Genomic DNA, 20,857 nt, shown 5'->3' on the forward strand with positions numbered 1-20,857 from the left:
CGCGAAAGGCCGCCCATGACTCATAATCCGATCCGCCCGTGGCGCAATATCGAGCGGCGCAAGTCGCGTCAGATCATGGTGGGCAATGTTCCCGTTGGCGGCGATGCGCCCATCAGCGTGCAGACGATGACCAACACCGACGGCACCGATGTGCGGGCCACGCTGGCGCAGGTGATCGCGGCGGCCGATGCGGGGGCGGACATCGTGCGCATCTCGGCCCCCGATCAGGACACCACGCGGGCCTTGCGCGAGATCTGCCGCGAAAGCCCGGTGCCGATCGTGGCCGACATCCATTTCCACTATAAACGCGCCATCGAGGCGGCCGAGGCGGGCGCGGCCTGCCTGCGCATCAACCCCGGCAATATCGGTGACGCATCGCGGGTGCGCGAGGTCATCAAGGCCGCCAGGGATCACGGCTGTTCGATCCGCATTGGCGTCAACGCCGGCTCGCTGGAAAAGCACCTGCTGGAAAAATACGGCGAGCCGTGCCCCGATGCGATGCTGGAAAGCGGGCTGGACCATATCAAGATATTGCAGGACAACGATTTTCACGAATACAAGATCAGCGTCAAGGCGTCTGACGTGTTCCTGTCCGCCGCCGCCTATCAGCAACTGGCCGAGGCGACTGACGCGCCCATCCACCTTGGCATTACCGAGGCGGGCGGTTTCGTTGGCGGCACGGTGAAATCGGCCATCGGGCTGGGCAGTCTGCTGTGGGCCGGGATCGGCGACACCATCCGCGTGTCGCTGTCGGCGGACCCGGTGCAGGAAATCAAGGTCGGTTTCGAGATCCTGAAATCGCTTGGCCTGCGCACGCGCGGGGTTCAGATTATTTCCTGCCCGTCCTGCGCGCGTCAGGGCTTTGACGTGATCAGGACGGTCGAAATTCTGGAACAGCGGCTGGAACATATCAAGACGCCGATCAGCCTGTCGATCATCGGCTGTGTGGTGAACGGGCCGGGCGAGGCGCTGATGACCGATGTCGGCTTTACCGGCGGCGGGGCCGGTTCGGGCATGGTGTATCTGGCCGGGCGGCAGAGCCACAAGATGACCAATGACCAGATGGTTGACCATATCGTGCAGCAGGTCGAGGAACGCGCCGCCGCCATCGAGGCGGCCAAGGCGGCGCAATAGGCTGATGCGCGGGTGATGCGGCGGGAAAGGGGGCTTTGCGCCCCCTCTTGGCCTGCGGCCAATTCACCCCCGCAGGATATTTGTCAACGAAAGACGGGGCGGGTTCAGCCGCGGGCCGCGCGCAGCTGTGCCACGGTTGCGGCCAGTCCGGCCTGCGGCACGCCGCGCAGCAATTCGTCGCCGATGACGAAGGTTGGCGTGCCGTTGATGCGCATCCGCTCGGCCAGTTGCCGGTTGGATCGCAGCACGGCAGTGACATCTTCGGTGTTCATGGCGTTGATGATCGTGTCGCCGTCCAGCCCCAGATCGCCCGCCAGTGTTTTCAGCGCCTCCAGCGTGGCCGGGCCGCGCAGGGTCATCAGCGCGTCATGGGCCTGGACATAGGCCTGATCCCCGGCGATCTGCTGCACGGCAACGGCAAAGCGGGCCGATGTGTCGCTGTCCTGCCCGAGGATCGGGAATTCCTTCAGGATCAGGCGAATGTTGCCGTCTTTTTCCGTCACATCGTGGATTTCATCGTTGAAGCGGCGGCAGACCCCGCAGCGATAGTCGATGAAGGCGACCATGGTCAGATCGCCGTCGGGGTTGCCGCCGACCCATGAATGGCCGTCCTCGAACAGGTCGGCGCTGTTGGCGGCGACCAGTTGCTGGTCGTTCTGGGCGTCTTCGGCGGCGCGGCGCTGTTCCAGCACATTGATCGATTCGATCAGCACTTCGGGGTTTTCCATCAGGTAATCGCGCACCGCCTGCCCGAAGGCGGCTTTTTCAGCGTCGGTCATGGCGGACAGGTCCAGCGCCATGGCGGGGGTGGCGGTCAGCAGCAGGGCGGCGATCAGGCGTTTCATACGTCTTCCTTTCGGTTTCGCGGGACCATAGCCGGATCAGCGCCCGCCGCAACCGCACGGCTGCGTGAAGCGTTGCGAAAGGTTAGCTGGGCGGTGCCGCCATCTGCTGCTAACAGCGCCGCAGCATTCATGAGGAACCGATGAGCCAGGTCGAAACCACCTTTTCCAAGCCCGAGCCGCAGGAATATGCCGCTATCCGCGCTGCCTGCGGGTCTGCCCCCATTAGCGACGAACTGGCGGCGCGCGCCCTTGGTGGCACCACGGCGCAGGTGTGCATCCGTTATCCGCAGGACGGGCTGATCGGCTTTGGCCGGGTGGTGGGCGACGGGGCGCTGTTTTTCTATTTGCAGGACGTGCTGATCCACCCGGATCATCAGGGCGAGGGCTTGGGCGAACAGATCGTTACCGCGTTGATGGACGAGATCGCCAAGATCGCCCCCGAAGGCGCGACCATCGGGCTGATGTCTACCCCCGGAAACGAGGGGTTTTATGAAAACTATGGCTTCCGCACCCGCCCCAATGACGACCACGGCGCGGGGATGAGTCAAATCGTCGGGGCCAAATAGTCGGGGGATGACCCCGGCGCGGCGGCGCGCTACAAGGCCGGAAAAACCGAAAGGCCAAGCCATGCGTCACTCCACCCGCGGACAAGTCGATCCCTTCATCGTCATGGATGTGATGGAGGCCGCCGCCCGTGCCGAGGCGGCGGGCCGTCACATCATCCATATGGAGGTCGGTCAGCCATCCACCCCCGCGCCGTCGGGGGCGCGCGCGGCCTTGGCCGGGGCGCTGGATCAGCCGCTGGGTTACACGGTGGCGCTTGGCCTGCCGCGTCTGCGCGCGGGGATCGCGGGGCTTTACCGGCGCTGGTATGGCGTCGATCTGGACCCGGCGCGGGTGGTGGTGACGCCCGGATCGTCGGGGGCGTTTCTGCTGGCCTTTTCGGCGCTGTTCGATGCGGGCGACAAGGTGGCCATCGGCGCGCCCGGCTATCCCAGCTATCGCCAGATCATGCGCGCCATGTCGGTGCAGCCGGTGGAAATGCTGACCGAGGCGGCGAACCGCTATCAGCCGCTGCCCGACCAGATTCCGGCGGATGTGCAGGGGCTGATGCTGGCCTCGCCGGGGAACCCGTCGGGCACGATGCTGGGGCTGGATGAACTGCGCGCCCTGATCGAACGGGCGCAGGGGCAGGACACCGCCGTGATCTCGGACGAGATTTACCACGGCCTGTCTTATGGCAAACGCTGCCACACCGCGCTGGAGGTCTCGGATGATGTGTTCGTCATCAATTCCTTCAGCAAGTTCTTTTGCATGACCGGCTGGCGCATCGGCTGGATGATCGTGCCCGAAAGCCATATCCGCACCGTCGAACGGATCGCGCAGAACATGTTCATCTGCCCGCCGCACGCCAGCCAGGTCGCAGCCCTGGCCGCGCTGGATTGCGAGGACGAGGCGCGCGCCAATCTGGCCACCTATGCCGAAAACCGCCGCCTGATGATCGAGGGGCTGCCGGCGGCTGGCTTTGGCAATTTCGCGCCGCCGGACGGGGCGTTTTACGTTTATGCCGATGTGTCCGACCTGACCCATGACAGCCGGGTGCTGGCGGCGGAAATTCTGGACCAGGCGGGGGTTGCGGTGACGCCGGGGCTGGATTTCGATTCCGTGCGCGGGGGGCAGACGCTGCGGTTCAGCTATGCCCGCTCGACCGCCGACATCACCGAGGGGTTGGCCCGGCTGCGGGATTTCATGGCCCGCAGATGAGAGCGTGGTTGCTTGCCCTGATGCTGGCGCTGACGGCCTTTGCGGCAGCGGCGCGGGAACCGGCGCATCTGGATGCGGCCGGTTCCGCCGTCGTGCTGGGTCAGGCACCGGGCCGCATCGCGCAATGGTTCGGCCGCGCGCCGCACCCGCCGGTCACGCTGCGGCTGGCGCTGGACCGGGGCGTGCCGTGGCGCGCCTTTCTGCTGGACAGCCCGCCGCGTCTGGTGGTCGATTTTCGCGGGCTGGAATTTGGCGCGGCGCAGCCTGCGCAGGTGCCGGGAATGGCGGGGCTGCCCGATCTGCGCTGGGGCGCGGCGCGGCGTGACTGGTCGCGGGTGGTGGCGGAACTGCCCGGCCCTTACCGCATCGACAGCGCCGAGATGCGCACCAGTGACGGCACCAACGGCGGGGCACTGTTGGATATTGCGCTGATCCCGGTCTCGCCCGACGATTTCGCCCCGCGCGCCAGTGCTGATCCGCGAATGCTGCCCGCGCCTGCGGATCTGCCGCCTGTGGTGCCCGCGCCCGGTGAACGCCCGCTGCGGGTGATGCTGGACCCCGGCCACGGCGGCTTTGACCCCGGCGCGCAGGCCGATGGTCAGACCGAGGCGGCGCTGGTTCTGGGCTTTGCGCTGGATCTGTCGCGCGATCTGGCGCAATCGGGGGTCGAGGTCGAACTGACCCGCCGCGACGACCGCTTTTTGTCGCTGGAATCGCGCATGACCGCCGCGCGCGAGGCGGGGGCCGATCTGTTCATCTCGCTGCACGCCGATGCGCTGCCGCAGGGCGAGGCGACGGGCGCGACCGTCTATGTCTGGAACCCGTCTGCGGATGACCGGGCGATGGCGCAGCTGGTGCAGCGCCATGAACGCGACGATCTGCTGGCCGGGGTCGATCTGGACGGGGCTGACGACCAGCTTGCCGGGGCGCTGATGGCGATGGCGCGCGCCGATACGCAGCCCCGGTCGGAAAACTTTGCGAAATTCCTGACCTCCCGCATGGCGTTAGAGGGGATCAGCCTGCACCGTCGCCCGGTCAAGGGCGCGGGGTTTTCGGTGTTGAAATCGCCGGATATGGCCTCGGTTCTGGTCGAGCTGGGCTTTATCACCGATGCGACTGACCGTGCCAATCTGAACGATCCGGTGTGGCGTGGACGCATGATTGCGGCCATCAGCGGCGCGGTATCGCTGTGGGCCGAGGATGAAGCCGCGCGCCGCGACCTGCTGCGCAAATAGCGCCAATAGCAGACAGTTGCTTTGACCCAAGGGGCCGGGGCCGCTATAGCGGGGCGATTCTGTTAACAGGTCTGGTCCCTTGCTCCGCTCTGTTCTTGCCTTTTTCGGCGCGATCTTTTCGTGGTTCGTCACCGCCGCCTTTTTCATCGCCCTGACGGTGGGCGGCGTGTTCTGGATGTATTCGCGCGACCTGCCCGATGAACGCACGCTGGCGCAATATGAACCCAAGATCATCAGCCGCGTCTATTCCGGCGAAGGCCGCCTGATCGACGAATTCGCCCATGAACGCCGCCTGTTCGTGCCGATCAGCGAAATTCCCGATCTGGTGAAAGAGGCGTTCATCAGCGCCGAGGACAAGGATTTCTACCACCACTCGGGCTATGATCCGCGCGGCATCGTCGCCGCGCTGGTCGAGGCGGTGGCGACGGGCGGCGACCGCGTGCGCGGGGCCTCGACCATCACGCAGCAGGTGACCAAGAACTTTCTGCTGTCCAGCGACCGCAGCATCGAACGCAAGGTCAAAGAGGTGATCCTGTCCACCCGGCTGGAACAGTCGCTGACCAAGAACCAGATCCTTGAACTGTATCTGAACGAGATTTTTCTGGGTCAGAACAGCTATGGCGTGGCCGCCGCCGCGCAGACCTATTTCAACAAGACGCTGGCCGAACTGGCCCCGCACGAGGCCGCGACGCTGGCCGCCATGCCGCAGGCTCCGGGCCGTTACCACCCGGTGCGCGCCAAGGACCGCGTGACCGACCGCCGCAACTATGTGCTGCGCGAGATGTGGCAGAACGGTTATATCGACCAGGCCACCTACGAGGCCGAGGCGGTCTTGCCGCTGCGATCGGTGCAGAACGGCGACTATCCCGATTTCCGCCAGCAACTGCCGCCGCGCGATTATTTCACCGATGAAATCCGCCGCCAGTTGTCGCGCGAATTTGGCGAGGACCAGTTCTTTGGCGGCGGTCTGGCCATCCGCGCCACCATCGAACCGCAGTTGCAGGCCGTCGCCGCGTCGGCGCTGCAAGAGGCGCTGGAAAGCTATGACCGGGGTCTGGGCATCTGGCGCGGCACCGGCCAGACCATCCCCGAAACCGCGCTGGCCGATCAGGCCGAATGGCGCGGCGCGCTGTTCGAGGCCGATGTCCCGCGCGACATCCCCGGCTGGCTGCCCGCTGTGGTTCTGTCCACCGAGGGCAGCGACGCCCGCATCGGCATCGAAGGGATCGAGGACAACCCGCAGGGCCACTGGATCCCCGCCCGCGACGTGCAATGGGCACGCCGCCGCAACGAAGACGGCACGCTTGGCCGCCGCGCTCAGGTCGCGGGCGATCTGGTCCGCCCCGGCGAGGTGGTGCTGGTCCGTGCCATGACCAATGACAGCGACGGCAGCTTTATCCGCTGGACGCTGCGGCAGGTGCCGCAGGTGCAGGGCGGGTTCATGGCGATGGACGTGAACACGGGCCGGGTGCTGGCGATGCAGGGCGGCTTTTCCTATCAGTCGTCGGGCTTTAACCGCGCCACGCAGGCGATGCGCCAGCCCGGTTCCAGCTTCAAGCCCTTTGTCTATGCCGCCGCGCTGGACAATAACTATACCCCCGCCACCATCGTCGTGGACGAACCGATCCGCATCAACACGCCGCAAGGTCTGTGGGAGCCGAAGAATGCTTCCGGCCGGCACTATGGCCCGACGCCGCTGCGCACCGGGATCGAACAGTCGCGCAACCTGATGACGATCCGTATCGCGCAGGACATCGGCATGAATGTGGTGGCCAGATATGCCGAGGAGTTCGGCGTTTATGACCATCTGGAACCGTTCCTCGCCAACGCGCTTGGGGCACAGGAAACCACGCTGTTCCGCATGGTCGCCGCCTATGCCATGTTCGCCAACGGCGGCGAGCGGGTGGAACCCACGCTGGTGGACCGGGTGCAGGACCGGCGCGGCCATACGGTTTACCGCCACGACCGCCGCACCTGCGAAACCTGCGGCCGTCAGGCTCTGCCCGCGGGCGAGGCGCCGGTGATCGGCAGCAACCGCGAACGGGTGATGGATGCGGTGACGGCCTATCAGCTGACCTCGATGATGGAAGGCGTGGTCAAGCGCGGCTCGGGCAAGGGGGTGAACCTGCCGGTGCCTTCGGCCGGGAAAACCGGCACCACCAACGATGCCAAGGACGTGTGGTATATCGGCTATACCAGCAATATCGTGGCCGGCTGCTATCTGGGCTATGACCAGCCGCGTTCGCTGGGGCAGGGGGCCTATGGCGGGACGCTGTGCGTGCCGGTGTTCAACGCCTTCATGCGGCAGGCGGTGCGCAAATACGGCGGCACGGCGTTCAAGGTGCCGCCGGGTGGTTTCTGGGTCAAGATCGACCGCGTGACCGGCCAGCGGCTGCCCGACAATGCCACCGGCGACAATGTGATTTCGGAATATTTCCGCAACGGCACCGACCCGGACTGGATGTCTCCGGTGATCGTGTCGGGCTTTGGCGACGGGCCGGTGACGCTGCCCTGGCAGGCCACCGAACAAGAGCGCGCCCGCAACGTCACCACCTCGACCGGCGAGCGCCGCGTGATCCCGCAACGCGCCGATTTCGGCACGCTGTCGTCGGGCGGGTTGTATTAACGGTCAGGCGGTGTGTCTGTGGCGCGGCTGTGACCGGGGGTTTTACCCCCGGACCCCCAGGATATTTTCAGACCAAAGATGGGTCAGGGCGGGTCGCCGATGCCGAGAATCTGGTTCATCGAGGTTGCCGGTTCGTCACAGCCTGCATCGCCGATGACGCGCGCCGGGACGCCTGCGACGGTTTTGCAGCGCGGCACCTGATGCAGGACGACCGAGCCGGCGGCGATGCGGGAATGGTCGCCGACCTCGATATTGCCCAGCACCTTGGCGCCTGCGCCGATCAGCACGCCATTGCCGATCTTGGGGTGGCGGTCGCCGTCTTCTTTGCCGGTGCCGCCCAGCGTGACCGAGTGCAGCATCGACACATCATTGCCGACCACTGCGGTTTCTCCGATCACGATGGAGTGGGCGTGGTCGATCATCACGCCGGTTCCGATCCGCGCGGCGGGGTGAATATCGACGCCAAAGCATTCGGAACAGCGCATCTGCACGAAATAGGACAGATCGTGCCGCCCCTGTTCCCACAGCCAATGGCCGATGCGATAGGCTTGCAGCGCCTGAAAGCCTTTGAAGAACAGGATCGGCTGGATCAGCCGGTGTGTCGCGGGATCGCGGTCATAGACGGCCAGCAAATCCTCGCGCGCGGCATCGCCCAGTGCGGGCGTCTGTGCATAGGCCTGATCCGCGATTTCGCGCAGGATCTGTTCGGACATTTCATCCGAGGCAAGTTTAAGGGAAAAGCGATAGGCCAGCGCGGCTTCCAGGCTGCGATGATACAGCAGCCCGGCATGAATCAGCGCGCCCAGCAGCGGTTCATCCTGAACCGCGCTGCGGGCCTCGGTGCAAATCTGCGCCCAGATCGCATCCTTGTCGTGCGAAATGGCGCGTTTGCTGTTGGTCTGAATATTCATCGGCCCGCCCACTGGTTGTGCTGCATCCGTCTTAGCCCAGATGCAGGCCAGCGGAAAGCGCGGGCGGGCCGTAATCGTCAGCTGCGGGGGATACGCAGTTCCAGCCAGTGAACCGCGATCCTGACCGAACCACCGGCAAAGCTGCCGCCCTCGGCGGTCATCACGATGGTGTCGGGGCTGTAGAACGACATCGGGCTGCCCAGCAGACCCCGCGCCCATGACCCCTGCCCCATCCCCAGACCGCCACCAAAGCGATCCTCGGCCCCGGCATTGCCCAGCTTCCACGATGTCAGGCTGCCGGTGAGGGCATCGGTCACGCGGGCAACGGCGCCGATGACCATGACCCCTGCCGGGATGGTGATGCCGGTGTCCACCGTGGTGCCTGCGGTGACGGCGATTTCTGCCTCGGTCATGCCGGCCATCAGCGCCGATCCGAACAGCCCTATCGACAGCGCACCCGCAACCCAGACGCGGCCATCATGGACCGCCTCGACCCCCAGATCGACGATCTGCGCGCGCATCCCGGCCTGCGGGGGCACGAAAATCCAGCCGCCGTTGCTGCCAATGGCGATCTTGCCCGCCTGACCGGCCCAATCCCCCGACGCACCCGACGGCACGCCCCAGCATTCGCCGTCCGTTACCGTCTGAGGCGGCTCGGTGACGCTGCGGCTTTGCAGCACCAGATTGACCAGCCCGTCCAGACGCATCAGCGCCTCGTTCACGGTGACATGTTTCTGTGCCTGAGCGGGTTGCAGCAGCGGCATCCCCAGCCGTTGGGTGTCATTCAGAGACATCGAAAACTCTCCTTGCAAAAGGGCCTGCGCCGTATTCATCCGAAAGCTGCGCCACGGCGGCGGTGAACGGGCCGGAACCGGCCAGTTCGGAGGGCACGACGAAACGCGGATCGGATGTGACCGTCTCGGACAGCACCTGCCCGTTGCGGGTCAACCGCACCAGATAGGCCTCGCGCGATTCGCCCAGGGGCACGTCCAGCCCGTCCCAGCCATCGCCGCCGATCCGGGTGCGGCGCACCCATGTCAGCACCCCGCCTTGCAGTCGCAGGTGGCAGGGCGACAAGGGCCGCAGCCCGTTCCCCTGAACCGGTGCCGACAGGCTGCGATAGCTGCCGTCATCCGGTCCGCGCAGGGCCGGACCGATGCGCCAGTGCCGCATCTGCCCCCGCACCGAGGGCGGCAGGTCCAGTTGCTGCGCCGCACCGTCCAGCAGCACCACCGCGCTGCCCGCAGGCCAGACGGCGGGCATCAGCGCATCCGTCCCCGCCTGACCACGCAACCGGCCCGAGATCTCCCACACATCGGGGGCGACGGGTCGTGCGGTCAGGAACTGGAACAGCTCCCACCGCCCCGGCGTGCCGTCGCCGATGGCCATCAGGTTCGCACCCGCCAGCAGCCCCGTCTGCGAGGCCGATTTCAGACCGCCGCCTTTCAGCCGCACATGCAGCGCCGGGCCGCGATCCGTCATGCCGGGCCGGGCCGCAGCCAGATCGTTTTCCGTCACCCCCATGACCGAGCGACGCAGAACGGTGGTGTTCAGATCGAACCCGCCATCCTCGCCCACCGACACATAGGCCGCGACCGAGCCGGGCCAGGGCGTTGCCGTCACCGCCAGATGCGGGGCGTGCGGCACCTCGTCGCCATTCATCAGCGGCAGGTCCAGCATCAGCGGCCAGACCGGCAGCGCCGGGCGAAAGGCAACCGGCGCGGGGCTGTCGCTGACCGCTTCGGGCGCGGCATAGCTTGAGGCATCGACACGCACCGCCTCGACCGTGATCGCCCCGGCGCGTTCAACCCGGTCGATGCGCCAGCGATGCGCACCGCCCTTGTCCGTGCGCAGCCGCACGATGTCGCCCGGCCCCAGTGACGACCACGACGGCGGCACCGCAAAGCGCACCGTGTCGCGCGCCGCCAGCGACTCGGCCAGCCAGCGTTCGGCCACCTCGCGCCCCTCGCCACGGGTCAGCGCCATGGGAAACTCGCTTTCCGCGACCGAACCCTGATCGTCATCCGGCAGCATCGTTTCGGCGGTGGTGACGGCATAATCGCCGCCCGCCTCGATATGAGTCAGCCGGATACGCCCCGAGATGTCCGACTGCGGCGCCCGCGCCGTTTCCGGGCCGGACAGTTCGCCCGCAATCGCCATATCATCAGGGCCAAGATCGGCCGTCACCCGACCGTCGCGCATGACAAAGCTCAGCTTGCCGTCGCGCTCGACCGGATCAAAGCCATAGGCCAGCATCAGCGGCTGCATCGCCGCGCGCCCGGTTTCGCCGCCCTGCAACGCATAGCCGCGCACCACGCCCGACAGCCCCGAGGTGTCAAAGGCCGCGATCCCCGCCTCGCGGCACAGATCGGCCACCACCGCCGACAGCGCCACCGCTCCGGCCCGACCGTTCAGCCAATGTCCGCGTTCCCACGCCGGACCATCACTCCACAGGTCAGTGCGGGCGGGAAAGGCCGGAAAGGGCCGCGCATCCCAGCACCAGACATGAGCGCGCGACATGTCGATCATCCGGCCCCCGCCCTGCCGCGCCGGATTGTTGTCCGGGTCGCGCCAATAGCTGGTGAAGGCCTGCACATAGGCCGCCTGCAACGCATCGTTCCGCCGCCCGTTGGAATAATGCGGCAGCACGCTTTCGGAACTCATGGCGTCCAGAAACTTGTTCGGCTGGTTCGTCGCCTTGTCCAGCGCCGCACAGCCGTATTCCGTGAACCAGATCGGCTTCAGCCCCGGTTCCCAGGCGGTCGGGCGTTGCTGGCGCACACCGTTGATGCGTTCGTGATGCGTGTTGCCCCACCAGCCGCGCAGATCCTTATAGCGCCAGACCCAGTCCTCGCCATGGGCACCATCCTGAATCGGCGTGCGGATTTGCGCCGCACGATCCGCGTCGGATGCGTAATACCAGTCGAACCCCTCACCCCCGGCGACATTGGCGCGCAGATAAGCCGGGTTGTCGATCCGGCCCCAATGCGCATCGGCATGGGTCTCGCCTTCGCGCCAATCGGACAGCGGCATATAGTTGTCGATGCCCACAAAGTCGATCGCATCATCCGCCCACAGCGGGTCCAGATGAAAGCGCACATCGCCGCCCGGCAGGTGATGGCCAAAATATTCCGACCAGTCCGAGGCATAGCCGATCTTGACATCCGGCCCCAGAATCTCGCGGCACTCACGCGCCAGACGGATCAGACCTTCCACGGCCGGATAGCGACCGTTGGCCCCACGAATACGGGTCATCGCCACCATTTCCGACCCGATCAGAAAGGAATCAATCCCGCCCGAGGCCGCGCACAGATGTGCGTAATGCAGGATGAACCGGCGATAAGACCATTCCTCCGGCCCGGAATAGATGATCCGGTCGCCCTCGCGACGGAAATCGCCGGGCTGCGCGCGTCCGAAAAACGCCGCAACTTCGGCATCCGCCGCAGCGGTGCCATCGGTGGTGCCTTCACGATCCGGCGCAATGGCCGTGGTCACGCGCCCGCGCCACGGCATGACCGGCTGTTCCGCCGCGCCATAAGGATCGGGGCGGCCATTTCCGGCGATCTGCTCCATCAGGATAAACGGATAGAACATCGCCTTGCGCCCGCTGTCGGCAATGGCCCGCAGCGCCTCGATCACCGACTGATCGCTGGGGGTGCCGCCATAGATCGGACGGCCATCGACCTGCGCCACCTCGCGCGCCTCGGCCCGCGTGATCCCGCCGGCACGCCAGGGCATTTCCGAGCCGTCCAGATCGGCATGTTCGACCTTGGGCTGCACCGTGCAATTCCCGATGCGAAGATCGTCACCGAACCACGACACGATCAGCGAGACCGAGCCGACATTGGGCAGCTCGCACCCCAGAATATCCAGCGAGGCGCTGAAGTCCGTGCCCCCCGTCGGCGTGTTGCGGTTCAGGGAAACCGTCTCGCCCAGCCCGAAATCGAACGTGACCGGAGTCGTCGCCAGCGCATATTCACCCGTGCCGGGGATCATCGCCACCGCCTGCACGTCACGCGGCAACCCGCTGCCGTCCTGCGCGGCGCGCGTCACCTCGAACGTCAGTTGCGGCATCCGGTTGCCCCAGCGTTCCAGCGCCAGATTTTCCAGCACGACATAGGCGGTGCCGCGATAGGCAGGGGCGGCATCGCCCTCGGCCGCGGCAATCGCCGGATCGGGCATCTGCGTGTCATCGCCATGATAAACGCGCATGTTCAGATCAGCCGCCGCGATTTCCTCGCCATCGGCCCAGACCCGGCCCACGCCCAGAATCACGCCCTCGCACAGCGCCAGCGCGACCGACATCATATAGCTGATCTCGGTCACGCGCGGCTGCGGGCTGCCCTTGCCGCTGCCCTGCGAGCGGCGGATTTCCTGCAAAGGCGTTGCCCAGATCACATGCCCCGGCAACCGCATCTGCCCCCAGATGCGCGGAATGGGTTGCCCCTCGCCCGCCGTCGGCAGGCGCAGCCGGTCGATACGCCCGGTCTCAACCGCGCGCGAGCCGCCGCCCAGCAGTTTCTGGTCGATGATCCGCCCCACGGTCGCGCCGACCGCACGCCCCGCGACCGCGCCCGTAAGGCCCAGAAACGCGCCGCCAAACCCGCCTCCGACCGAAGCGCCCACCGCAGACAGCAGAATCGTGGCCATTCGGGCCTCCTTTTGGTTCAGTTGGTTTCAGGGAACCGGAAACGCGCCGCGATCCGCGCGCGCCATGGCCCGCTTAACGGGCTTTCGATCACCCCGTGCCGCTCATAGGCATGGACAAAGCTGGCCGCTGGCCCCGTGCGGGCCAGAATGCCAAGATGTTTGGCGATGGCCCCCTGCCGCATCCGAAACAGCAAGACCTCGCCGGGCATGTCCGGGGCGGTCGCGGGCACCGGATGCAGATGCCGCAACGCGCCCTGCATCAGCACTTCTTGCCCGCCGATCTCGCCCCAGTCCGCCGTATAGGGCGGGGCCTGTTCGGGTTCGCAACCACCGTTCAGATCGCGCCAGATGCCACGGATCAGGCCCAGACAATCGCTGCCTGCCCCCTTGACGCTGGCCTGATGATGATAGGGCGTCCCGATCCAGCCCCGCGCAATCGCAACCACATCATGCGCCATAGGTATCCTCCGGCGCGAGTGCCCAGATATTCGCCCGCTCATAGCCCGAATTATCCACCCGCCGCGCTCCGCTTTGCGGCGCGGCCAGCCAGTCTTCACCGGGCAGATGTGGAAAGCCGCGAAAGTTCAGATAGTTGTCGAACTTGAACCGGCAGGCGCGCGGGCTTTTGTCGCAACCGGCAGTCAGCCGGATCACATCGCCCGGTTCGGGTATGATCGCCAGTGCCGACCAAAGCTCGATCTCGCGCCCGCCGCCGCTGCGCGCGCGGTCGTTCTTGATCCGCGCGCGCAGCCCCGCCGCCGCCCCGGTTTCCACATGCAGAACGCCACGTTCGAACCAGCGCGCCTCAAATCCGCTTTCGGCAAAGCGGAACAGCCGCCCCTCGGCACAGTTTGCCAGCGGCCACCGCGCAAACAAACCGTCGCGCAGCAGATCAACCCCGCATTGGCCATCCCCCAGCCCGGCCGAGCAGCGCGGGTGATACACCCGACCACGCGAATGGTTCAGCGGCTCGCTCAGCCCGCGCAGTTCCGCGCGAAAGGCACCACGGCTGTGGACGATCTCGCCCAGCGACCCGCGAAAGACCAGCCGCCGTGTGTCCAGCGCGGTCCAGTCCACCTCCCACATCATCAGTTCGGCAGCGTCCCAGCGACCGGCCATCAGGTCGATTTCGGTGATCGCGTCATCGGTCAGCGCGCCTTCAGCCTCGGTATTGTCCACCGACAGCCCGGCAGCCTGCACCAGCGCCATCGCCGACATGCCATGTTCGGGGCGAAAGCTGATCCCGTCGAATTCCAGCACGCTGTCATGGTCGGTAAAGCCCAGAACCACGCCGTCACGCCGCGTAATCGCCCAGGCGCGGGCAAAACAGGTCGCGCTCATACCCGCACCTCGATCACCGGCACCTGCGGCAATTCACCGGCCTTGAACGAGGCGACCGAAATGGCGATCCGGTCGGTGTCAAAACGCACCGGCACGTCGAATTCGAACCCGGCAGTAATGACGGCACCGCTTTCCGGCGGGCTGGCCAGCGAGACGACCCCTGCTTCGTGGTCAACCGTATAGCTGATGCCCTCGAACAGCTCGACCCCGCTGATGCCGACACGCACCGTATCGGCAACAGGCTTGAGGATCGGGCGCTCATAACGCGCCGGACCCGACACATAGGATTTCTGCAACTGAAACGCCGTCATTACGCCGTCACCCGCCCCGATCACCTGATCGTCAAACCGCGCCGCGCGCGTGGGCGGGCAGCTTTTGTAATCGGACCAGTCCTTCCAACGAAAGCCGTGCAACTGCCCCTGACGCGCCTCAAAGAAATCCAGCAGCCGCGCCATATCATCCAGCGACCGCAGCCCCATGCCCGCGTCATAGCGGCGGCGCGAGTGCGCCCAGGGCGAATTGCGCTCCTCGAACCCGTTGGTCAGCGCCACGATCTCGGTGCGCCGCTCGGGTCCGCCGACGGACCCAAAGGACAGGTTCGCCGGAAATCTGATGTCGTGAAATGCCATGTGAAACTCCTCACCCGTTACGATCACCGCGCGCCATCGCCCGGCTTAGCTGTGCGGCGATCTGTGCATGGCTGCGCTGGAACCCCGCCACATCCGGGGTCGAGACATTGACCGTGACATTCACCGCACGCCCCCCCGACCCGGCCGCGACGCCCAGCCGCCCATCCGGCCCGCGCTGCAAGGGCATGATCGCCTCTGGCCCTGCCTCGCCCATCAGGCCGGTGGCGCCGCGCATCGGGAAATAGGTCGGCGCGCTGACCACGCCGCCCTTGGCAAACGGCATCACCTGCCCTTCGGTAAATGCACCGCCCTTGGCGAAAGGCGCAGCCCCCGACAGCATCCCCGCAATGCCATTCGACAGCGCCCCCGACAGCGCATTTTCGACCGGCTTCATCGCCATTGAAAAGGCGGTGTCCGCCATGCTGCGCGCAATCCCCTTCAGCGCGTCCGACAGCTTCAGCCCGTCCAGCGCAACGCCCTGAAAGGCACGGCTCAGCCCGCTGCCCAGGCCCGAAGCCAGCTTGTCCACCTCGCGCGAGGTATAGACCGCCTGATCGCGCAGCCGCGCCATTTCTGCCTGAAATTCCGCTGTCACCCGGCTGGCCTGCGTCCCAGCCTGATCCCAGCCGTCCAAATCGTCACCGAACTGGTTCGCATCCGCCATGCGCCCTGCCCCCTGAAATGAATGATCCCTCAGCCCCCCGTGGGCCGGTCGGGAAAGCGCGCGGCCAGCTCTGCCAGCCGGTCGCGCGTCATATGGCCAGCGCCGCTCTCGACGCCCAGCATCAGTGCCAGTTCAGCCGGGGTCAGCGCCCAGAACTCAGCCGGGCGCAGCCCCAGCCCCCGGATGCCCGCACGCATCAGCCCCGGCCAATCCAGCCCCCTTGGGCGCGCAAGGCTGCTCATTCCGGCAACCGGAACGCACGCGCCAGCAAGGCCGCAGCCAGCCGCGCCGCCGCCAAGGGGCCGCCGCCGATGTCTGCCGACAGCAGATCATCGGCGCGCCCGCCCCAGCCGCCGCCCCGCAGCCCTGCCGCCAGAACAGCCAGAACATCGCGGGCCGAAAACAGGCCCTTCTCGAACCGCTCGACCAGGGCCAGCAGGCTTTCGGCCTTCAGATCCTGTTCCAGTTCGGCCAAGGCCCCCAGCGTCAGCTTGGCCATGCGCACCTCGCCGTTCAGCATGACATCGACTTCACCCGCCATCGGATTGGCCATCACAGCGCCGTGAACTCCAGCACCCCGGCCGAGGCCATGCTGACCTCATAGGTCGCCTCGCCGTTGTAGCTGCCGGAATATTCCAGGCTGGTGATCTGAAACGGTCCCTCGACGATACCGAAATCCGGGATCACCACCTGAAACCGCGGCACCTCGCCGTCGAAAAAGATCTGCCGCGCACGCCCGTCGGTCGCCGCATCGCGGAACACGCCCGAACCGGACACGCTGGCACTGCGCACACCCGCGCCGCCCAGCAATTCGCGCCAGCCGCCTTCGCTTTCCAGGCTGGTGACATCCACTGTTTCGGCGTTGAAATTCAACCGCGAGGCGCGCAGCCCCGCAATCGTCTGGAACGAGCCATCGCCCGTCATATCCATCTTTATCAGCAGATCGCGCCCATTCTGCACTGCCATCACTGTCTCCTCAGCCCAGATCAATCCGGGCGCGGAAGGTCATATCAACCCGCCGCGCCGCTCCTTTGCGATCCCGACGCGCGCGTGCGCGCAGGAACCACAGCCCTGCCAGATGGCCCTGATCCAGCCGCAGATCGGCGCGCTCCAGCGCGTCGGAAACCGCGGCGGCAGCGGCCTTGACGGTGCGAAATCCGCCGCCTTCGTCCGCGCCTGTCAGAACCGAAACCACAAAATCGTGACGCGACCCACGGGCGGTGTAATCGCCTGCATCCGCCACATCCTCGGGGCCAAGCGCGACATAGGTGCCGGTAGGGGCCTCGATTGGCATCGCATCAAAGATCGCATCGCCCACCAGACCCGCCAAAGCCGGATCGAGTCGCAAATGCTGATAAACCGCACCTTGCAGCGCGATAGTCGCGGCATAGCTCATGTCTGATCTTCCTCTGTCGCAAAGCAGGTCAGCCAGCGCCCCTGCATGTCGCGTTCGGCCACCGCCTGAATGGCGAACAACCGCTGGCCCATCCGCAGCCGCTGCCCCGCCGCCGGACGGCGCGGGTCGCCCACGCCGGCACCGCGCAGCGTGATCCGCCAGCCGACCTTGGCAACCGGGCCGATCTCGTCGCGCGCGGCGGCACCGGCACCCGACTTCATCTCGGCCCAGACACGGCCCAAAGGCCGCCACTCCAGAACAAACCCGCCCATGCCGTCGGGCCGCTTGTCGCGCGCCTCCAGCACCAGCGGCACCGTCAACCTTGGTGTCGCCGCCATCAGCGCGCCCCCCGCCCGGCAAGAGTGCGCACCTGACGCCACTTTTCGATCAGCGCGCTTACGCCAAAAGGCATCGCCCCGCGCGATCCCTCAAAGCTGCGATCTTCGTAATATCGCGCCGCCAGCATCAGCACCGCCTGCGCCAGATCAGCGGGCACGCGGTCCCATGTCTCGCCAAAGCCCGCCACGAACTGCACCGTCACGAAGCCCGCGCGCGGCACATGCGGCAGCATGACCCCGGCGGGCAAAATCATCGGGCGCTGCTGGTCCTGCAACAGACGCCAGCTTTCGGCTGGCAGTTCCGTGGCGATCCCGCGCCCGTCGTTGATCTCGATCCTCTCGACCGCCAGCACCGGCGCCAGAGGCAGCGTCTGCCCCAGCCGGTCGCGCCAGTCGTTCACCTGCATCCGAAAGCGGCGGGTCAGCAACACCTTGCCCGTCCGCGCCTCGATTGTGGCAATCGCCGCGCGCAGAAAGCCCGCCAGCGCCGCCGTCTCTGCCGCATCCTCGGCCAGATCAAACCCTGATCCCAGCCGCAAATGGTCGCGCAATGCGGCGACGGGCAATACCTCCGCCGCAGGCGCCGTTTCCTCGATCAGCATCACTTTTCCGAACCTCCCGTCCTGCCGTCCGCCGTATCCGTCATCCAGATTAAAAAGGGCCGCCCCACCGGACGGCCCGCACCTTTACACAGCAAGATCAGAGAGCCGCGCCCGCGCGCCGGAATCCGGCACGTGCGGACAACATGCTGCCGGTCGGCCCGTCGCGCCCGGCACGGCTCTCTGTCTCGCCTGATCCCCAAGGATCAGGCGATTTTCATCAGCTTCACGGCCCGGAAATCGGTGACACCGCCACCAACGCGCTTGGTGGCATAGAACAGGACATGCGGCTTGGCGCTGAAGGGGTCGCGCAGAACGCGCAGATCGGGACGCTCGACCACGGTATAAGCCGCGCGGAAATCGCCAAAGGCCAGCGCGTGCTTGCCAACGTCGATGTCCGGCATATCCTCGGAGATCATCACCGGATAGCCCAGCAACAGCGCGGGCTGACCGGCGGCGAACTGATCGGTCCAGATATAGCGACCCTCGCCATCCTTCATCTTGCGGATCACCGCAGCGGTTTTCGAGTTCATCACAAAGGCCGCATTCGCCCGGTATTCCGCCGCCAGCGCATAAACCAGCCCGATCAGATCATCCGCCAGCAAGGTGCCGATATCGCCCGACTCAACAGCGCCGATCTGACCATCCCCCTCGCTGCCAATGTCAGCGGTGGGATAAGACAGCAGACCGCGCGGCTTGTCCTGACCATCGCCGTTGATAAAGGCCGCCGCTTCGGCGCGGGCGAATTTGTCGGCGATCCGCTCGGCCAGCCAACCTTCCACGTCAAAAGCCGCGTCATCCAGCAGACGCTGGCTGGCCTTGGGCATGGCCGACAGTTCGTGAACCGGGATCACAACCCGTTCCACACCCGGCGACTGCGCTTCGGGCGCGGCAGTTTCGGTGGCCCAGCCAGCAGCGGTGTCGGCCTTGTCCACCAGCACCTCATAGGTGGCGCTTTCGACGGTGACGACATTGGCCAGCTTGCGCAGCGAGGCAGCGCCGGTCAGCACGACCTGCACCTGTTCCGCCACCTGCGGCGCGGCCAGGAAACCGCCGTCAGATGCGACGGTCAGGCCCTTTTCCTCGACCGGCAGGCCACGCAGCGCGGCATCGTCGCCGTTGCGCAGATAGGCGTTGAACGCCTTCTGATGCGGCACTTCCACCTCGGCCGAGGTGGACAGAGGGGCGCGGCCCCGGATAGCGGTCTTGCGGTCCAGCATGGTCATGCGTTCGTCCTGTGCTTGCATTTTCTTTTCAATATCTTCACGAAAGTTCTTGAGTTCGCTCACAAACCCAAGAACGGCCCCTTTCAGTTCGCCGGGCGCATCGCCCCCGGCCGCGGCCTTCACCTCGGTCATCGACTTCTCCTCATCGCAAGGTCGGGGCCTCGCGCCCCCAAGTGACGGAGCGTGCGACCGCACGCCCCGAAATCGTCATCCGGCCGGGCAGCCGGGCTGCCACCCTGAACCTGCCCGGCCCGTCCGTCGCCGGTCACGCGCCGCGCAAAGCCTCTGCCGCACGCGCAAACACCGCCGCCATCTCGCGCAGGTCATCCGCATCCTTGCGGCCAACCTTGGCTTCGGGCAGCATGGGGAACGTGACCAGCGACACCTCCCACAATTCGACTTCCTTCAGGCTGCGGCGCCCGGCCTGATCGCGTTCGGCGCGGATGGTGCGATAGCCGATCGACAGCCCGTCGATCGCCCCCGCCGCAATCAGCGCCGCCGCCTCGCGGGCCAGCGCGACATCGGGCAGCAACCGCCCCTTGACCCACAGCCCACGGTCATCCTCGCGGATCTCGTCCCAGACGCCGATGGGCTTGGCCGGATCGTGCTGCCACAGCATCCGCACCTTGTCGCCCTTGGCCGCCAGCCGCGCCAGACTGGCGGCAAAAGCCCCCGGCGCCACCGCATCGCCGCCCTGATCGGTGATCCCGAACAGGCTGGCATAGCCCTCGATGACCGACCCCTCCGTCAGCACCGGCGAGCCGCCGGCGAATTTCAGTTCCAACCCCATGTCCATGGTCAAATTCCCCTTGGCGCAAAATCCAGAATGCTCTGCACCCCCTGGGTCAGGATCACGGCAACGACACCGTAAACCGTCACCCACAGGCGCTTTTCCAGCCGCTCGATCAGCACTTCGATGCGCTCCAGCCGCTTTTCGACGGTGCCGAACTGCAAGGCCATGATCCGCTCTTGCGCCTCGAACCGCTGGTCGTGCCAGCCAAAGGCATCCTTGACGAACCGCGATCCCTCCATCGCCTCACCCATCCGTTTCCAGCGGCGCAAGGCCCAGCAAGGCCCGCTTTTCCGCATCCGTCAGAAACGAAGCGCCCGAAATCCGCGCCCATTGCTGATCGCGCTCCGCCGCCAGCGCCGGGATCTGATCCGGGTCCGGGCGCAACTCGATCTCATGGCCCAGGTGTTCGGACAGCCACCACGCGACCCCCGCCGCAACCCGCGTCGCCAAAGGCAGAACCGTCAGACGATAGAACGCCCGATGCGCCTCGGCATAATTCGCATAGGTCGCATCCCCCGGAATGCCGATCAGCATCGGCGGCACACCAAAAGCCTGCGCAATCTCGCGCGCGGCGGCCTTTTTGGTCTCGTGAAACTCCATATCGCTGGGGCTGAAGCCCATAGGCCGCCAGTCCAGCCCGCCTTCCAGCAACATCGGCCGCCCGGCATTGCGCGCGCCCTGATGGTTCAGCTCCATCTCCATCACC

At 66.2% G+C, this 20,857-nt stretch carries 23 protein-coding genes; 5 read left to right on the forward strand and 18 right to left on the reverse strand.

What is annotated here, in order from left to right; all coding sequences use genetic code 11:
• The first annotated feature begins 15 nt into the window (after positions 1-15).
• Complete coding sequence (gene ispG / locus Q4G14_RS11525; protein ID WP_303361894.1) at positions 16-1,134, forward strand: flavodoxin-dependent (E)-4-hydroxy-3-methylbut-2-enyl-diphosphate synthase; 1,119 nt, start codon at positions 16-18, stop codon at positions 1,132-1,134.
• Positions 1,135-1,238: 104 nt separating this feature from the next.
• Here ispG and Q4G14_RS11530 read toward each other — a convergent pair whose 3' ends face one another.
• The gene (locus Q4G14_RS11530; RefSeq protein ID WP_303361895.1) at positions 1,239-1,979 is read right to left on the reverse strand and encodes a DsbA family protein; all 741 of its coding nucleotides are present in this window, start codon (positions 1,977-1,979) and stop codon (positions 1,239-1,241) included.
• A gap of 140 nt (positions 1,980-2,119) precedes the next feature.
• Between Q4G14_RS11530 and Q4G14_RS11535 the strand changes: the two genes are divergently transcribed.
• From Q4G14_RS11535 to Q4G14_RS11550, 4 genes are all read left to right on the forward strand, one after another.
• A complete protein-coding gene (locus Q4G14_RS11535) occupies positions 2,120-2,545 on the forward strand; it encodes a GNAT family N-acetyltransferase (protein ID WP_303361896.1) in 426 nt (141 codons plus the stop codon).
• Between the two features lie 61 nt (positions 2,546-2,606).
• Entirely contained in the window at positions 2,607-3,743 is a 1,137-nt protein-coding gene (locus tag Q4G14_RS11540; protein ID WP_303361897.1) for a pyridoxal phosphate-dependent aminotransferase, read from the forward strand.
• Positions 3,740-4,978: an N-acetylmuramoyl-L-alanine amidase gene (locus Q4G14_RS11545; protein WP_303361898.1), complete on the forward strand. Its 1,239-nt coding sequence runs from the start codon at positions 3,740-3,742 to the stop codon at positions 4,976-4,978. Before Q4G14_RS11540 ends, Q4G14_RS11545 begins: the two co-directional genes overlap by 4 nt.
• Before the next feature lie 79 nt (positions 4,979-5,057).
• Entirely contained in the window at positions 5,058-7,604 is a 2,547-nt protein-coding gene (locus tag Q4G14_RS11550) for a penicillin-binding protein 1A (RefSeq protein WP_303361899.1), read from the forward strand.
• An 83-nt stretch (positions 7,605-7,687) separates the two neighbouring features.
• On the opposite strand, the gene cysE is transcribed toward Q4G14_RS11550, so the two are convergent.
• The 17 genes from cysE to Q4G14_RS11635 form a co-directional block, all read right to left on the reverse strand.
• Positions 7,688-8,515 (reverse strand): serine O-acetyltransferase, encoded by an 828-nt coding sequence (cysE, locus tag Q4G14_RS11555; protein WP_303361900.1) that lies wholly within the window; start codon positions 8,513-8,515, stop codon positions 7,688-7,690.
• Positions 8,516-8,592: 77 nt separating this feature from the next.
• Complete coding sequence (locus Q4G14_RS11560) at positions 8,593-9,309, reverse strand: DUF2793 domain-containing protein (protein WP_303361901.1); 717 nt, start codon at positions 9,307-9,309, stop codon at positions 8,593-8,595.
• Positions 9,296-13,165: a glycoside hydrolase TIM-barrel-like domain-containing protein gene (locus Q4G14_RS11565; protein WP_303361902.1), complete on the reverse strand. Its 3,870-nt coding sequence runs from the start codon at positions 13,163-13,165 to the stop codon at positions 9,296-9,298. Before Q4G14_RS11565 ends, Q4G14_RS11560 begins: the two co-directional genes overlap by 14 nt.
• 17 nt (positions 13,166-13,182) lie before the next feature.
• Positions 13,183-13,623, reverse strand: coding sequence for a peptidase (locus tag Q4G14_RS11570; protein WP_303361903.1), 441 nt, complete (start codon positions 13,621-13,623; stop codon positions 13,183-13,185).
• Positions 13,613-14,506 (reverse strand): DUF2163 domain-containing protein, encoded by an 894-nt coding sequence (locus Q4G14_RS11575; RefSeq protein ID WP_303361904.1) that lies wholly within the window; start codon positions 14,504-14,506, stop codon positions 13,613-13,615. The genes Q4G14_RS11570 and Q4G14_RS11575 overlap by 11 nt, the downstream gene beginning before the upstream one ends.
• Positions 14,503-15,135 carry a DUF2460 domain-containing protein gene (locus Q4G14_RS11580; RefSeq protein WP_303361905.1) on the reverse strand — a complete coding sequence of 211 codons (633 nt, stop codon included), beginning with the start codon at positions 15,133-15,135 and terminating at the stop codon, positions 14,503-14,505. Before Q4G14_RS11580 ends, Q4G14_RS11575 begins: the two co-directional genes overlap by 4 nt.
• 10 nt (positions 15,136-15,145) lie before the next feature.
• Positions 15,146-15,799, reverse strand: coding sequence for a phage tail tape measure protein (locus Q4G14_RS11585; protein WP_303361906.1), 654 nt, complete (start codon positions 15,797-15,799; stop codon positions 15,146-15,148).
• A 29-nt stretch (positions 15,800-15,828) separates the two neighbouring features.
• A complete protein-coding gene (locus Q4G14_RS11590) occupies positions 15,829-16,041 on the reverse strand; it encodes a phage tail assembly chaperone (protein ID WP_303361907.1) in 213 nt (70 codons plus the stop codon).
• Entirely contained in the window at positions 16,038-16,352 is a 315-nt protein-coding gene (locus tag Q4G14_RS11595; RefSeq protein WP_303361908.1) for a gene transfer agent family protein, read from the reverse strand. Before Q4G14_RS11595 ends, Q4G14_RS11590 begins: the two co-directional genes overlap by 4 nt.
• Positions 16,352-16,765, reverse strand: coding sequence for a phage major tail protein, TP901-1 family (locus Q4G14_RS11600; protein ID WP_303361909.1), 414 nt, complete (start codon positions 16,763-16,765; stop codon positions 16,352-16,354). Before Q4G14_RS11600 ends, Q4G14_RS11595 begins: the two co-directional genes overlap by 1 nt.
• 10 nt (positions 16,766-16,775) lie before the next feature.
• Entirely contained in the window at positions 16,776-17,195 is a 420-nt protein-coding gene (locus Q4G14_RS11605; RefSeq protein ID WP_303361910.1) for a DUF3168 domain-containing protein, read from the reverse strand.
• Positions 17,192-17,533, reverse strand: coding sequence for a head-tail adaptor protein (locus Q4G14_RS11610; protein ID WP_303361911.1), 342 nt, complete (start codon positions 17,531-17,533; stop codon positions 17,192-17,194). The genes Q4G14_RS11605 and Q4G14_RS11610 overlap by 4 nt, the downstream gene beginning before the upstream one ends.
• Positions 17,533-18,138 carry a head-tail connector protein gene (locus tag Q4G14_RS11615; RefSeq protein WP_303361912.1) on the reverse strand — a complete coding sequence of 202 codons (606 nt, stop codon included), beginning with the start codon at positions 18,136-18,138 and terminating at the stop codon, positions 17,533-17,535. The genes Q4G14_RS11610 and Q4G14_RS11615 overlap by 1 nt, the downstream gene beginning before the upstream one ends.
• Before the next feature lie 200 nt (positions 18,139-18,338).
• Positions 18,339-19,490 carry a phage major capsid protein gene (locus tag Q4G14_RS11620; RefSeq protein ID WP_303361913.1) on the reverse strand — a complete coding sequence of 384 codons (1,152 nt, stop codon included), beginning with the start codon at positions 19,488-19,490 and terminating at the stop codon, positions 18,339-18,341.
• Positions 19,491-19,623: 133 nt separating this feature from the next.
• On the reverse strand, positions 19,624-20,148 hold the full coding sequence (locus tag Q4G14_RS11625) for an HK97 family phage prohead protease (protein WP_303361918.1): 525 nt from the start codon (positions 20,146-20,148) through the stop codon (positions 19,624-19,626).
• An 8-nt stretch (positions 20,149-20,156) separates the two neighbouring features.
• The gene (locus Q4G14_RS11630) at positions 20,157-20,390 is read right to left on the reverse strand and encodes a hypothetical protein (protein ID WP_303361919.1); all 234 of its coding nucleotides are present in this window, start codon (positions 20,388-20,390) and stop codon (positions 20,157-20,159) included.
• 4 nt (positions 20,391-20,394) lie between these two features.
• Positions 20,395-20,857: phage portal protein (locus Q4G14_RS11635; RefSeq protein WP_303361914.1), on the reverse strand; the 463-nt coding region annotated here is incomplete at its 5' end.

The sequence above is a fragment of the Paracoccus sp. (in: a-proteobacteria) genome, assembly GCF_030538755.1.
In the GTDB taxonomy this organism is placed as follows: Bacteria; Pseudomonadota; Alphaproteobacteria; order Rhodobacterales; family Rhodobacteraceae; genus Paracoccus.

Coding starts and splice junctions, on each gene's coding strand:
- ispG (WP_303361894.1), top strand. CDS start 16: ATGACTCATAATCCGATCCGCCCGTGGCGCAATATCGAGCGGCGCAAG.
- Q4G14_RS11530 (WP_303361895.1), bottom strand. CDS start 1,979: ATGAAACGCCTGATCGCCGCCCTGCTGCTGACCGCCACCCCCGCCATG.
- Q4G14_RS11535 (WP_303361896.1), top strand. CDS start 2,120: ATGAGCCAGGTCGAAACCACCTTTTCCAAGCCCGAGCCGCAGGAATAT.
- Q4G14_RS11540 (WP_303361897.1), top strand. CDS start 2,607: ATGCGTCACTCCACCCGCGGACAAGTCGATCCCTTCATCGTCATGGAT.
- Q4G14_RS11545 (WP_303361898.1), top strand. CDS start 3,740: ATGAGAGCGTGGTTGCTTGCCCTGATGCTGGCGCTGACGGCCTTTGCG.
- cysE (WP_303361900.1), bottom strand. CDS start 8,515: ATGAATATTCAGACCAACAGCAAACGCGCCATTTCGCACGACAAGGAT.
- Q4G14_RS11560 (WP_303361901.1), bottom strand. CDS start 9,309: ATGTCTCTGAATGACACCCAACGGCTGGGGATGCCGCTGCTGCAACCC.
- Q4G14_RS11565 (WP_303361902.1), bottom strand. CDS start 13,165: ATGGCCACGATTCTGCTGTCTGCGGTGGGCGCTTCGGTCGGAGGCGGG.
- Q4G14_RS11570 (WP_303361903.1), bottom strand. CDS start 13,623: ATGGCGCATGATGTGGTTGCGATTGCGCGGGGCTGGATCGGGACGCCC.
- Q4G14_RS11575 (WP_303361904.1), bottom strand. CDS start 14,506: ATGAGCGCGACCTGTTTTGCCCGCGCCTGGGCGATTACGCGGCGTGAC.
- Q4G14_RS11580 (WP_303361905.1), bottom strand. CDS start 15,135: ATGGCATTTCACGACATCAGATTTCCGGCGAACCTGTCCTTTGGGTCC.
- Q4G14_RS11585 (WP_303361906.1), bottom strand. CDS start 15,799: ATGGCGGATGCGAACCAGTTCGGTGACGATTTGGACGGCTGGGATCAG.
- Q4G14_RS11590 (WP_303361907.1), bottom strand. CDS start 16,041: ATGAGCAGCCTTGCGCGCCCAAGGGGGCTGGATTGGCCGGGGCTGATG.
- Q4G14_RS11595 (WP_303361908.1), bottom strand. CDS start 16,352: ATGGCCAATCCGATGGCGGGTGAAGTCGATGTCATGCTGAACGGCGAG.
- Q4G14_RS11600 (WP_303361909.1), bottom strand. CDS start 16,765: ATGGCAGTGCAGAATGGGCGCGATCTGCTGATAAAGATGGATATGACG.
- Q4G14_RS11605 (WP_303361910.1), bottom strand. CDS start 17,195: ATGAGCTATGCCGCGACTATCGCGCTGCAAGGTGCGGTTTATCAGCAT.
- Q4G14_RS11610 (WP_303361911.1), bottom strand. CDS start 17,533: ATGGCGGCGACACCAAGGTTGACGGTGCCGCTGGTGCTGGAGGCGCGC.
- Q4G14_RS11620 (WP_303361913.1), bottom strand. CDS start 19,490: ATGACCGAGGTGAAGGCCGCGGCCGGGGGCGATGCGCCCGGCGAACTG.
- Q4G14_RS11625 (WP_303361918.1), bottom strand. CDS start 20,148: ATGGGGTTGGAACTGAAATTCGCCGGCGGCTCGCCGGTGCTGACGGAG.
- Q4G14_RS11630 (WP_303361919.1), bottom strand. CDS start 20,390: ATGGAGGGATCGCGGTTCGTCAAGGATGCCTTTGGCTGGCACGACCAG.